We start from the raw sequence: 12,327 nt of genomic DNA, 5'->3' as shown, positions 1-12,327 counted from the left end.
AGACGCTATTAAAATGAGGTACCTACTTAGTCTCAAACTAAGTACTGTATAGTCAATAAGTTAACGACTACTGACTATGATGGTTATTGCTAGTTACGGCTATCTTAGTACCTATTGTCGTACTATTATTTTGGCTCGTGTTTTCCGTTTAGCTTGCATTTAAAACTGGTAAATTTCGCATATTAAAATTGCAGCGAAAATCTTTCGACTTTAATTTGAAATGCTTGCCTTTGGGATACAGTGAAACATCTCCAATATCGGCATGGTGATAGGTAATCACACCATCAAGAACTTTTACATTAGAAACCTTAATGACTTTATCATCAGACTCTTGATCACCAAACAAAGTGACCTCCATTACGGATGAGCCTGGCTTGCCGGTTATTTCAAAAAAAGCGTTATTGGCCAAACAACTGTATAGCCTTTCTGTTTTAAAAGAACTCACCAGATAAAGTCCCATTTGACCTGAGTGATAAAAATGTTTTCCGATGGCTGCAGGATAGATACCCGGATATAGTCCGGTTAATTGATGGACGGTATCAGCAACCGGTTGCCAATTTACATTTGCACCATGAATTAAGGTGACTAATCGAAAATCATGATAAAAATCGACCAGTTTAATCTCGATTTCTAAGTTATTTTGTTGTTTCTTTAATTGTTGTTGAACGGTATGAGCAGTACTGCTGTAGCTTTCATCGTAAAATATCGTTAGCTTTTGTTGTGAGCATCCTAATAAGCATCCCATCGCGATCAATATGATTATTGTTTTTATCATTGTTAACTTTTTTTCATTTTTAGTTGTAATTGGAAATGTTTTATCTTATAGAAATAAAACATCTTAAGTGTTTAACAAAAAATACTTAACGACTCCATTTAACGTTTGGGGTTAATAACTTTCTTTTACTTTAGAAGGTGTGAGGTTCCTTTATATTGATTAGTTTGTAACAGTCACATTATGACTTTGTTTGATGACAAACTTTACTTTTCTTCCCCATTCAATACGCTTACTATATGGTATCACTCCTTTGGCAACAGTATTATTTTCAAATATCAGCCGATACTTCAATTCGCCGCTTTCTCCCTGAGGAGAATAATAAATAGTACTCGACTCACCTGGCAAAATTGGACCAAATGATAATCCACTTTTAGGTAAGGTAATTATTAATTCTTTATAAGTCGTTTCTGATTTATTTTCTACCACTACTTTCGGGGATAAATAATGGTAAGCAACCATACCAAAAACGAACATTGCTAAAAATGTGCTAATAATTACTATCGATTTACGCATCATAAGTTGTTATCTGAACGCTGGCTTTTAGTTACCCTGAAAAAAAACCCATTGAACCGTAAAGTCACCGTTAACTCAACTGGTTAGCTTATTTTTGATGTACATAGAGCACTTTTTTGTCAGCAATGGTATTAATAAAGTTTATTGAGCTCTGTTTTATCAATTTTTAGGTTTTACCCGAATACACTATTCCACGACCGCTTAATTCAATTTTCATATGCTAGCCAAATACCGTATGTGTTATACTCGCCGCACTTTTTTCGGTGTGCGCAGCACTTAATAGGGAACTCGGTTCAATGCCGAGGCTGTACCCGCAACTGTAAGTAGAGCGAAAGATAGTCCCACTGAAGGCTTCGGCTTTTGGGAAGGGCTCTGGAGGATACCTCTACCAGCCAGGAGACCTGCCGGAAAGACTGTGTACAGTCTTGTGTAAGTATTGTCCGAGCGGGTTACTCGGTGGTGCTGTGAACCAACTCCAATTGGCGACCAGATCCTCCCTCCCCTGCTTTTCGACCCATGCTTGCAAGTCTGATGTGATTAAACCGACGGTCGGGATTAAACGTGGCGTTATCATTTCCGGTGTTTGAAGCTGAAGAACTCAGCTGGCAGGCATCCGATAAATTTATTTTGCAGCAATTAAGCTTTCGCGTGGAACAGGGCGAGTTTGTCGGCTTGATTGGGCCCAATGGTGCCGGAAAATCTTCTTTACTGCGTTGTCTGTACCGCAAAATCACCAATTATTCTGGCCAGTTGCGTTTTATGCAGCAACCGCTGGAACACTATTCCCGTCAGGCTTTGGCACAGCAAATTGCCGTAGTATTGCAAGAACCACTGAGTCAATTTGAGCTGAGTGTTTACGAAGTGATTAGCATGGGCTTAACGCCTCATAAACGTTTGCTGTCATTTGATAATCAGCAGGATCGTCAACGCATCGCCAATGCCGCCGCTCAGGTGGATTTGGCCGACAAGCTGCAGCAACATTTTAATTCTCTGTCGGGCGGTGAAAAACAACGCGCCATGATTGCTCGCGCAATTGTTCAACAACCCAAAGTATTGCTGATGGATGAGCCCACCAATCATCTGGATATTCGCCACCAGCTTGAAGTACTGGCACTGGCTAAAAGTCTTGGCATTACCGTGCTGGTTAGCATTCACGATTTAAATCTAGCCGCCAGTTTTTGTGATCGTTTTATTCTGATGAACAACGGCAGCATTGTCGCCAATGGCGATTATCAATCGGTGCTGACCCAGACCAATCTTGAGCAGGTGTTTGGCGTTAAAGCGGAAATTGACCCACACCCGTTTCATAATGGCCCGCGCATTACTTTTGACTTGGACAGTTCCTTTGATTTAGACAGTTCGTTTGATCTGGACAACGCTAGCAATTCAAACCGCCCGTCTGATCCGGAGCGGTCATCATGAGTACGCAGCAGCCAGCCCAACAGGGATTTACGCTACCTTACCCAATACTGATTATCAGCAGCATCCTGTTATTGATCTTTACTGTGGCCTACGCGGTATCCATTGGCAGTGTCGATTTATCTTTGAGTCAGGTAGTAAGCGCACTGTTTTGCCAAAGCAGTTGCGATATCAACAGCATTGAACAAAAGATTGTCTGGGACATCCGTTTACCGCGGGTATTAATGGCACTGATTACCGGCGCCGGATTATCCATTACAGGTGCGATGCTGCAAAGTGTGACCCGTAATCCATTGGCCGATCCTTACCTGTTTGGTATTTCCTCTGGCTCTGCACTCGGTGCGGTTACTGTGATGGCGTTATTACCGGCGGCGGTGATCTCGATAACGTTTGGCGCACTGGTGGGCGGCGCAATTTCCGTTGCGCTAATGCTGACACTCGCCGGGCGCTCGGCGTCTCATGTGGAGCGATTACTGCTCGCCGGGGTTGCCGTGTCCTTTATGCTCAGCGCCTTTACCAGTTTGATCCTGTATTACTCATCTCCTGAAATTGCCGCCACCTTGTTGTTCTGGATGATGGGCAGCTTTTCCAACAGCCAGTGGCAAGAACTCTGGATGCCCTACACCATGGTCGCGTTTGGTTTGTTGTTGTTTATTATTTTTCGCCGCTGGGTATCGGCGATACAGGCCGGTGACGAGAGCGCCCATACACTGGGCGTACCGGTCAGCCGTTTGCGACTCGGAATGTTAATTATCTGCTCCGCCATTACTGCGGTATTAGTTGCCCATGTGGGCGGCATAGGTTTTGTGGGTTTAATGATCCCGCATATTTGTCGCTTCATTGTTGGCGCGCAAATTCATCGCATTTTAGTGATGTGTCTGCTGCTGGGCAGCACCTTTATGATCTGGGTGGATGTGATCGCCCGTTCGTTGCTGGAACATCAGGTACTGCCGGTGGGTGTGGTGACCTCGGCCGTAGGCAGCTTGTTTTTCTTTGTGATTTTAAAGTCACGCAGTCAGCAAACCATCAACAAATAAATCCGGATTAAGACGATCAACTCAATGAATACTGCGACTCAACCAATGATCACCGCCGAAACTTTTCAAGTGCCGGAACTGGATCGCACAGCGTTACCCTACATTCAACAGCGCATCGATCAAAAAACCAAACCGCCTGGCGCACTTGGCCAACTGGAAACACTGGCCAGCCAACTGGCGCTGATTCTTGGGCAATCTTCGTTTGTAAAATCATCGTTTGTAAAATCGTCATTTGAACAGTCTTCTTTTGAACAATCATCTGATGAACAGTCATCTGTTGAAGAGTCTTCTCAAGGAACAACCTCTCAAAATCAAAGCGACCATGCATCATCAGTCTCTACGCTAACAGCACAACCGGATCGCATCGACAGCATTAAACCGGGGCTGCTGGTGTTTGCCGGTGATCACGGAATCGCCGAAGAAGGCATCAGCATTGCACCATCGGCGGTAACGCAACAAATGGTCGTTAACTTTTTAAACGGCGGCGCAGCCATTAACTGTTTTTGTCGCAGTTTTGATATTGCGTTAACCGTAATTGACGCCGGTTTATTACTGCCGGTGCAACACCCACAGCTGGTTAAACAGTCGCTCGGTCGGGGCACTCACAACTTTACCCGACAAGCAGCCATGTCGATGCAACAAGTGGTAAGCGGAATGCTCAGGGGTCGTGATATTGCCTATAGGCACATTGAACAAAACAATAATGTTCTGGCGTTTGGTGAAATGGGCATTGGCAATACGTCATCGGCATCGGCCATTATGGCGGCGTTATTAAAGCTGCCGGTCAATCAATGCGTCGGTCGTGGCACCGGCATAGATGACTCGGCGTTTATTAAAAAAACACAACTGATACAACAGGCACTGCATTTACATCGCGACCAACTCGAATGCCCTCTGGATATTCTGGCCTCGGTTGGCGGTTTTGAAATTGTGCAAATGGTTGGCGCCATGCTCGGCACGGCCGAAAAACAACGGGTAATTCTGGTGGATGGCTTTATCGCAACGGCAGCCGCCATGTTGGCGGTTGGTATATGTCCGGCAGCAAAAGCCTATATGGTGTTTTGCCATCAATCCAACGAGCAAGGGCACCAACGGATGCTGCAACATCTGGGCGCCACCAGTTTATTGTCACTGGATTTGCGATTGGGTGAAGGCACCGGTGCTGCACTAGCAATACCTTTATTGCGTGCCGCCGTTGCTTTTTATAACGATATGGCCAGCTTTGAATCGGCCGGTGTGGAAGCGGTTTAATGTCCGAGCAATCTGGCCAAAATAAATTCGCGGCAGAGCTTAACCTGTTCTGGTTGGCGCTTGGCTTTTTTACCCGCATTCCGATCCCCGGGTCGGTGTCGTTTTCGCAACAACACCTTAATCGAGCCAGTCGTTATTTTGCCCTGGTGGGGTTATTGATCGGTGCGTTAACCGCACTGGTGTTTTTTACTGTTGCCAGTTTTTCCAGTTTGCCCGTTGCGCTGGTTATTTCCATGGGCTTTGGTTTTTTATTAACTGGCGGGTTTCATGAAGACGGCCTGGCCGATACTGCCGATGGTTTTGGCGGCGGCTGGACCCAGCAGCAAAAACTTTCAATTATGAAAGATTCACGCATTGGCAGTTACGGTTCACTCGCGCTCTGGTTTGTTCTGACCTTAAAGTTTTTATTATTGTCGGACATTGCCTTTATCAGTGCGCACACCAATGTCACCAGCCCAATTATTCTGGTAATGATTGCCTTAATAGCCGCCCATACCTTAAGTCGCACGCTGGCAACGTTAGTGATGCGCTGTTTGCCTTATGTTTCCGACAGCGAACAAGCCAAATCAAAACCACTGGCGGAACACAACAGTCGTATGGATCGCAACATCAGTGTGTTCACCGGTTTCATTGCTATTGCTTTAATCGCCGGATGTTTTTCGTTGTTACATGCACTGATAGTGCTTGTGGCACTGGTCATATTTTTAGGACTGATGGTTAAACTACTTAAAAAACAGATAGGCGGATTTACTGGCGACACATTGGGCGCGTCTCAGCAATTATCCGAACTGACCGTTTACCTAGCCGTGTTATCAGCAGGAGTTTTTTTATGATGCATTTAATTTTAGGCGGCGCTCGTTCTGGCAAAAGCCGATACGCCGAGTCACTGTTAAATAATTATCAGCATGTGACCTATGTTGCCACGGCCACTGGCGGCGACGATGAAATGCGCGAGCGCATTCAGCACCATCAACAATCGCGACCGGATCATTGGCAATTGATTGAAGAGCCGTTTTATTTATCCAGACAGCTGGAGTCGATTACTGACGATCAGGTGCTGATCATCGACTGTATGACTTTATGGCTCAGCAACTGGTTATGCAGTCACGATGACACCAGCTGGCAGGAAGAAAAATCGTTGTTTATTAATGCACTGCTTAAACGGCAACAACCGGTTTTTATTGTCAGTAATGAAGTGGGCAGTGGGGTTATCCCCATGGGTGAGTTGTCACGGCAATTTGTTGATCAGGCCGGCTGGCTAAACCAGGCGTTGTCGCAAGTGGCCGACAAAGTTACTCTGGTGGTCGCCGGTTGCCCGTTATCCATTAAACCCGGTGTCGAGGCGCTTTGATCCCATGGTGACTGATCTCTATTTAATTCGACACGGTGAACCGGTGTTAACCGGGGCATTACTTGGCGCCACCGATTCGCCGTTATCGGACACGGGCTGGCAACAACTGACCGAAGCGTTTAATCGCTTACCAAAATTCGATCATTTGATCGCCAGTTCACTGTCGCGCTGCGCGGCATTTGCTCAAGAATTTTCGCAACAGCAGTTGTCGCAACAACAATCGATACCGCTGACCATTGATCCGCAATGGCGCGAATGTCACTTTGGTCAATGGGACGGTATTGCCTATCAAACGCTGCACCGCGAATCGCCACAAGCGGTTGAACGATTTTTTCAGGATCCCTACCGTCACACACCACCCGATGGCGAGTCACTGCAAGATTTTCATCAACGCATTTTAACCGCACTTTTTCATCTGCTGGATCAACACAGCGAAAAGAGAGTTGTCGTGCTTTGCCATGCGGGAGTGATCCGCACATTGGTCGCCTGGTGTCTGAATATGGATTATCAACAGGGCGATCAGTTTAAACGTTTTTCGATTGATTACGGCAGCATGACGCATTTGCGTTTGTTTAAAAACGAGTCGCCCACGCACAACCAGCCTCAGTATTTTGCTCAATTACAATTGCTCAATGACACAGGGCACTCACTAAACAGTAACGGTGCGACGGATGAATAATCGATCCGCCGCGTTAATGATCCAGGGCACCACTTCCGATGCTGGTAAAAGCATAACGGTGGCCGGTTTGTGTCGGGTATTAAAACGACGCGGCTATTCCGTTGCCCCGTTTAAACCACAGAACATGGCACTCAACAGTGCCGTCACCGCAAGCGGCGGTGAAATTGGTCGCGCACAAGCTCTGCAAGCATTTGCCTGTGATCTGCAGCCGCACATTGATTTTAACCCGGTGTTATTAAAACCCAGTGGCGATCAACGCTCGCAAGTGATTCTGCATGGCAAGGCCGTCAGTCATTTAGAAGCGCGCTCGTTTGGTTCCATCAAGCAACTGGCGTTTCAGTCGGTGCTCGAATCCTATCAACGATTACAGCAGCAGTACGATTTTGTAATAATTGAAGGCGCTGGCAGTCCGGCAGAAATTAATTTACGCAAAAACGATATTGCCAATATGGGTTTTGCCGAAGCGGTGAATTGTCCGGTGGCTTTAATTGGCGATATTGACCGCGGCGGTGTGTTTGCCCACCTAATCGGCACACTGAAATTATTATCGCCTTCGGAACAAAATCGGGTGATAGGTTTTATCATCAATAAGTTTCGCGGCAATCTTGATCTGCTACAAGGCGGTTTGGACTGGCTAACCGATTACAGTCAGAAACCTTTGTTCGGTGTGCTGCCCTATTTACACGATTTAAGACTCGACGCCGAAGACGCCATCCGGATCGATCCCAACAGCAAGGGCGATATTGTGATCAAAGTGCCCGTGTTGTCACGCATCAGCAATCATACGGATTTTGATCCTCTGGCGGCGCATCCTGACGTTCGGCTGGAATTTGTGCGAAGCGGCGATTCTCTTGACGGTGCCGATTTGATTATTTTACCGGGCAGTAAAAATGTACGCGCCGAAATGCAGCACCTGATCGACAACGGCTGGGATCAACAAATAAAACGCCATTGTCGTTACGGCGGCAAACTACTGGGCATTTGTGGCGGTTATCAGTTACTTGGTAACCGCATTGATGATCCACAGGGCATTGAAGATACCGCCGGATCAGTTACGGCGCTTGGCTTAATTGAAATGCATACCGAATTGCTGCCCAACAAACAGTTAAAGCAGGTCAGCGGTCAGTTTGCCATTGGTGATTTACAGGGCGCGTTATCCGGTTACGAAATTCACTGTGGTCAGTCGCACGGCGCGGCATTGCAATACGCTTTTGCACAGATAACCGATCAACAGGGTAACTGTTATAACGACGGTGTGGTGAGTGACGATCAGCAAATTATTGGTACCTATTTACACGGTTTGTTTGAACACGCGGAATGTTTAAATCAACTGATCCACTGGATCAGTGGTAAAGCATCCAGTCATAAAATTCACCACTGGGATCACACACGACGCGAACAACTGGATCGTCTGGCGGACTGTTTTGAACAACATTTAAATATTGATCAAATGATTGAACATGCAGCTGCGGGTATCACAAACCATTAAAAGGAATCTGTTATGGATAAAAATGAAAAACATAAAATAAAAGCGCAAAAACAAAAACAGAAAGTGGATGCCAATGTGGCAAAAGCGCAAATTGAGCGCGGCATTATGTTGGTCATTACCGGTAAAGGAAAAGGCAAATCCACCGCCGGATTTGGCACGGTTTGTCGTGCCGTTGGTCACGGCTATAAAGCCGCCGTTGTGCAATTTATCAAAGGCAAATGGGATTGCGGCGAACGGGATTTACTGGAACAACACGGCGTACCATTTGCGGTTATGGGCACAGGATTTACCTGGGAAACACAAAACCGCGAAACCGATATTGCTGCAGCCGAAAATGTCTGGCAACAGGCAAAGAAGTTTTTGGCCGATCCGGATATTCATCTGGTACTGCTCGACGAAATGACCTACATGCTGGGTTACGATTATTTAAACAAAGACGAAGTATTATCCGCCATTGCCAATCGTCCTGAAAATCAATCGGTAGTAGTTACCGGCCGTGGCGCCATCACCGAGTTAAAAGACATGGCGGATACCGTGAGTGAAATTAAAGACGTTAAACATGCGTTTCGTGAAGGCATTAAGGCACGCAAAGGAGTCGACTGGTGAAATTATTATTAAGTTTTACTCTGCTGATTAGTGCGATGATTGCTAATGCCTTTGATACAGGAGAAACTGTTAACACAAAAAAAACTGGCGAGCATAAACCGGCAGAACGAATTATTGCCTTATCTCCCCATGCGGTGGAAATGCTTTTTGCCATTGGCGCAGGTGATCGCATTGTTGGTACGGTGGAATACGCCGACTACCCGGAAGCGGCACTCAAAATACCACGCATTGGTAATTACACCGGCATTCAACTGGAGCAGGTGGTTGCCATGGAGCCCGATTTAATTGTCGCCTGGAAAAGCGGCAACAAGATCACCGATCTAAAAAAACTGGAATCTCTTGGCTTTAACATGTTTTACACCCAGCCAAAAAACATTCCGCAAATTGGCAAAGACATTCAACGTCTGGGTGAGTTAACCGGATTGCAGAACAAAGCTCATGAAGTGACGCAAGCTCTAAACCAAAGTTATCAGGCGATAAAAAATAAATATAAAGACACCGCCAAAGTCGATGTATTTTATCAACTCTGGCATGACCCGCTACGAACCGTTGGTCCGGGCAGCTGGATACAAACCATGATCACCGATTGCAACGGTAACAATGTGTTTAATGATACCAACAGCGACTACCCGGCGGTGTCGATGGAATCAGTGCTTGTAAAAAATCCTCAAGTCATTATCATTCCGCACCATTCAGGCGAAGTGGGTGCCAAACGCGGTATCTGGAAACAATGGTCGATGGTGGAAGCCGTGAAACACAACCGCTTGTTTACCTTAAGCGGCGATATTTTGCATCGCTTTGCGCCACGGGCGGTCGAAGGACTGTCGCAACTTTGTGAAGCCATTGATTCAGCACGATAAATTCAACTCGTACAGTCGCGAGTGTTAGAGGTGGGTGACACCACATTTAACAATAGAGACTGATCAACAGGGAATGTGTATAAGCACTGAGTGTTTCGACCGGATAGCTTACTGTGAAAGTTATTCAGAAAAATATCTGGAATCGAAAAACAACGGGAAGATGGTGAAAAGCCAACGCTGCCCCCGCAACGGTAATAAGAAACCTGTCGAAAGACATTTCTTTAAGCCCGGAGACCGGCTCAGTTAACATTAATTAATAGGATTGATTGCCATACAAAACAATCAACCTAAGCGCGGTGGGCGCACTTCTTTTAGGGGAAAACCATGAACAAAACCATTCTTGCCAGTTCAATTGCACTGGCGATTACAACACCATTACTATTTGCGGCTGATCAGTCATCTAATAATCAGTCGTCAAACAATAAATCAGCCAATGATGATCAAACATTGGTGGTTACTGCTAATCGTGTGTCACAAAATATCAACGACACACTGGCGCACGTCGAAATTTTAACGCGCGATGATATCGAACAAATTCAGCCGCAATCTACCATCGATTTACTAAGAAGCTTTAGTGGCGTTGATCTCACACAAAGCGGTGGTCACGCCCAAAGCGCTTCACTCTATACTCGTGGCGGTAACAGTGGCCACACTTTAGTTTTAATTGATGGCGTTCGGGTAGGCTCGGCAACACTGGGCACTAAACCCTTAAACGATATTCCTACTTCACAAATTGAGCGCATTGAATTTGTTAAAGGCCCTCGCGCTGCTTTATGGGGCAGTGATGCACTCACCGGCGTGATCCAGATTTTTACCCGACGCATGAACCATGGCGAATATCAGGTAAGTGCTACGATTGGCTCCAATAATGCCAAACACGGCAATGCCTCGGTTGGTTTTGGTAACAATAAAGTAAACAATACCTTCACCGTCAGCAGTGAACACTCGGAAGGTTTTGATGTATTAAATACATTAGAAGAAGATGATGACGGCTACCGCCGTATTTCTGCCGCCTTACGTGGCGACTACCAGTTATCCGAACAACTGATGCTTGACTGGATACTTCAACACGACGAAGGCAATAGTGAGTTTGATTACGGTTTTACAACCGATAACCCTCATCCAATCGAATCCGACTACGCCAACAGCTTGCTGAATATTCGTTACGCCTACACCCAGGATAACTGGTATTCCGAACTGGCAGTAAAAGGCAGTCGCGATGAAACCATTCAATATGGTGTCCGCATACCAAAAGATAAAGGCAATGTGATTGAAACAGAACGGCAACAGATTAATGGCTTGATCAGCAATCAACTGACCGATGCCATTGAGTTAACCGCCGGTTATGAATGGCTGCGCGATGATGTAGAAGGATCAACAACCGATTTCCCGGTAACCAAACGATCCACCAACAGTATTTATATGAGTGGTCTTTACAATCAAAATAACTGGCTTGGTGAATTATCGGTAAGACACGATGACGTTGAAGCGGTTGATAAGGTAACTACCCATAACGCAAGCGTGGGATATCGAATCAGTGATCGTCACCTGCTGTCGATCAGTCAGGCAAAAGGCTTTAAAGCGCCAACCTTTAATGACTTATATTTTCCTACCAGTCCATATTCTTCCGGAAACCCAGATTTAAAACCGGAGTATTCCGACAGTCGTGAAATCAGTTTTAAATGGTTTGGCGATAACAAATCCATGATCGTCAGTGCTTACGATATGACTATTGAAGACTTGATTGTCTGGGGGCAGGACGCAAACTTTTTCTATACGCCCGAAAATGTTGCCAAGGCAGAGATACAGGGCGTTGACTGGGTAATGTCTTTCAACGCTGGCAATTTAAATCATAAAGTTAACGCCAGCTACATAAAAGCCGAAGATGGTGAAACCGGTGATCAACTGAATCGACGTGCCAAACGACTGGCTGGTTATCAGGTGTCTGCGGACGTAGATGCGTTTAATCTGTTTGCAAAACTGAATTACATTGGTGAGCGACATGATAATGGCACGCCACTCGACAGTTATACCAAACTTGATTTGGGTATCGGTTATCTGGCCACCAAAGATTTAATCATTCGTTTGACCATTAATGATGTCACCGACGAAGAAGTGATCACTCTGAACAACTACAACCCAATCGGACGTGAAGCCTACCTTGGTTTCACCTATCACCCACAGTAATCGTTAATGATAAAAGCCTCTGATATTCAGGGGCTTTTTTATCTATAGAACACTATGACAACATTTTATCTTGCCCGACACGGTGAAACCGAATGGAATCGTATAAAACGATTGCAGGGCCGACTCGACAGTCCATTAACCGAGCAAGGCATTCAACAGG

The 12,327-nt window shown here is 45.8% G+C and carries 13 protein-coding genes and 2 riboswitches; of the genes, 11 read left to right on the top strand and 2 right to left on the bottom strand.

Annotation, left to right across the window (positions count from 1 at the left end; all coding sequences use genetic code 11):
* Window positions 1-148: 148 nt before the first annotated feature.
* Complete coding sequence (locus C8D97_RS15990) at window positions 149-775, bottom strand: hypothetical protein (protein ID WP_109764806.1); 627 nt, start codon at window positions 773-775, stop codon at window positions 149-151.
* Window positions 776-934: 159 nt separating this feature from the next.
* Window positions 935-1,291: a hypothetical protein gene (locus tag C8D97_RS15985; protein WP_146196168.1), complete on the bottom strand. Its 357-nt coding sequence runs from the start codon at window positions 1,289-1,291 to the stop codon at window positions 935-937.
* Between the two features lie 241 nt (window positions 1,292-1,532).
* Window positions 1,533-1,711, top strand: a riboswitch (cobalamin riboswitch).
* A 138-nt stretch (window positions 1,712-1,849) separates the two neighbouring features.
* Here C8D97_RS15985 and C8D97_RS15980 point away from each other — a divergent pair.
* From C8D97_RS15980 to C8D97_RS18610, 11 genes are all read left to right on the top strand, one after another.
* Window positions 1,850-2,710, top strand: a complete 861-nt coding sequence (locus C8D97_RS15980) for an ABC transporter ATP-binding protein (protein WP_210204972.1) — start codon at window positions 1,850-1,852, stop codon at window positions 2,708-2,710.
* The gene (locus tag C8D97_RS15975; RefSeq protein WP_109764804.1) at window positions 2,707-3,744 is read left to right on the top strand and encodes a FecCD family ABC transporter permease; all 1,038 of its coding nucleotides are present in this window, start codon (window positions 2,707-2,709) and stop codon (window positions 3,742-3,744) included. Before C8D97_RS15980 ends, C8D97_RS15975 begins: the two co-directional genes overlap by 4 nt.
* A 24-nt stretch (window positions 3,745-3,768) precedes the next feature.
* Window positions 3,769-4,995: a nicotinate-nucleotide--dimethylbenzimidazole phosphoribosyltransferase gene (cobT, locus tag C8D97_RS15970; RefSeq protein WP_109764803.1), complete on the top strand. Its 1,227-nt coding sequence runs from the start codon at window positions 3,769-3,771 to the stop codon at window positions 4,993-4,995.
* A complete protein-coding gene (locus tag C8D97_RS15965) occupies window positions 4,995-5,828 on the top strand; it encodes an adenosylcobinamide-GDP ribazoletransferase (protein ID WP_109764802.1) in 834 nt (277 codons plus the stop codon). Before cobT ends, C8D97_RS15965 begins: the two co-directional genes overlap by 1 nt.
* Window positions 5,825-6,346: a bifunctional adenosylcobinamide kinase/adenosylcobinamide-phosphate guanylyltransferase gene (gene cobU, locus C8D97_RS15960; RefSeq protein WP_109764801.1), complete on the top strand. Its 522-nt coding sequence runs from the start codon at window positions 5,825-5,827 to the stop codon at window positions 6,344-6,346. Before C8D97_RS15965 ends, cobU begins: the two co-directional genes overlap by 4 nt.
* Window positions 6,347-6,350: 4 nt before the next feature.
* Complete coding sequence (locus C8D97_RS15955) at window positions 6,351-7,025, top strand: histidine phosphatase family protein (protein ID WP_109764800.1); 675 nt, start codon at window positions 6,351-6,353, stop codon at window positions 7,023-7,025.
* Entirely contained in the window at window positions 7,018-8,514 is a 1,497-nt protein-coding gene (locus tag C8D97_RS15950) for a cobyric acid synthase (protein ID WP_109764799.1), read from the top strand. Before C8D97_RS15955 ends, C8D97_RS15950 begins: the two co-directional genes overlap by 8 nt.
* A 12-nt stretch (window positions 8,515-8,526) precedes the next feature.
* The gene (cobO, locus tag C8D97_RS15945; protein ID WP_109764798.1) at window positions 8,527-9,120 is read left to right on the top strand and encodes a cob(I)yrinic acid a,c-diamide adenosyltransferase; all 594 of its coding nucleotides are present in this window, start codon (window positions 8,527-8,529) and stop codon (window positions 9,118-9,120) included.
* On the top strand, window positions 9,117-9,980 hold the full coding sequence (locus C8D97_RS15940) for a cobalamin-binding protein (protein ID WP_109764797.1): 864 nt from the start codon (window positions 9,117-9,119) through the stop codon (window positions 9,978-9,980). The genes cobO and C8D97_RS15940 overlap by 4 nt, the downstream gene beginning before the upstream one ends.
* 103 nt (window positions 9,981-10,083) lie before the next feature.
* Window positions 10,084-10,237: riboswitch (cobalamin riboswitch) on the top strand.
* 67 nt (window positions 10,238-10,304) lie between these two features.
* Window positions 10,305-12,167: a TonB-dependent receptor domain-containing protein gene (locus C8D97_RS15935; RefSeq protein WP_109764796.1), complete on the top strand. Its 1,863-nt coding sequence runs from the start codon at window positions 10,305-10,307 to the stop codon at window positions 12,165-12,167.
* A gap of 54 nt (window positions 12,168-12,221) precedes the next feature.
* On the top strand, window positions 12,222-12,327 hold a 106-nt coding region (locus C8D97_RS18610), incomplete at its 3' end, for a histidine phosphatase family protein (RefSeq protein WP_210204975.1).

Source organism: Pleionea mediterranea, from assembly GCF_003148745.1.
Lineage (GTDB): Bacteria > Pseudomonadota > Gammaproteobacteria > Enterobacterales > Kangiellaceae > Pleionea > Pleionea mediterranea.
The sequence above is the reverse complement of the archived record's forward strand: the minus strand, read 5'-3'. Positions and strand labels throughout refer to the sequence as shown.

Excerpts from the sequence above, each read along its gene's own strand:
- C8D97_RS15990 (WP_109764806.1), bottom strand. The coding sequence starts at position 775 with ATGATAAAAACAATAATCATATTGATCGCGATGGGATGCTTATTAGGA.
- C8D97_RS15985 (WP_146196168.1), bottom strand. The coding sequence starts at position 1,291 with ATGATGCGTAAATCGATAGTAATTATTAGCACATTTTTAGCAATGTTC.
- C8D97_RS15975 (WP_109764804.1), top strand. The coding sequence starts at position 2,707 with ATGAGTACGCAGCAGCCAGCCCAACAGGGATTTACGCTACCTTACCCA.
- cobT (WP_109764803.1), top strand. The coding sequence starts at position 3,769 with ATGAATACTGCGACTCAACCAATGATCACCGCCGAAACTTTTCAAGTG.
- C8D97_RS15965 (WP_109764802.1), top strand. The coding sequence starts at position 4,995 with ATGTCCGAGCAATCTGGCCAAAATAAATTCGCGGCAGAGCTTAACCTG.
- cobU (WP_109764801.1), top strand. The coding sequence starts at position 5,825 with ATGATGCATTTAATTTTAGGCGGCGCTCGTTCTGGCAAAAGCCGATAC.
- C8D97_RS15955 (WP_109764800.1), top strand. The coding sequence starts at position 6,351 with ATGGTGACTGATCTCTATTTAATTCGACACGGTGAACCGGTGTTAACC.
- C8D97_RS15950 (WP_109764799.1), top strand. The coding sequence starts at position 7,018 with ATGAATAATCGATCCGCCGCGTTAATGATCCAGGGCACCACTTCCGAT.
- cobO (WP_109764798.1), top strand. The coding sequence starts at position 8,527 with ATGGATAAAAATGAAAAACATAAAATAAAAGCGCAAAAACAAAAACAG.
- C8D97_RS15935 (WP_109764796.1), top strand. The coding sequence starts at position 10,305 with ATGAACAAAACCATTCTTGCCAGTTCAATTGCACTGGCGATTACAACA.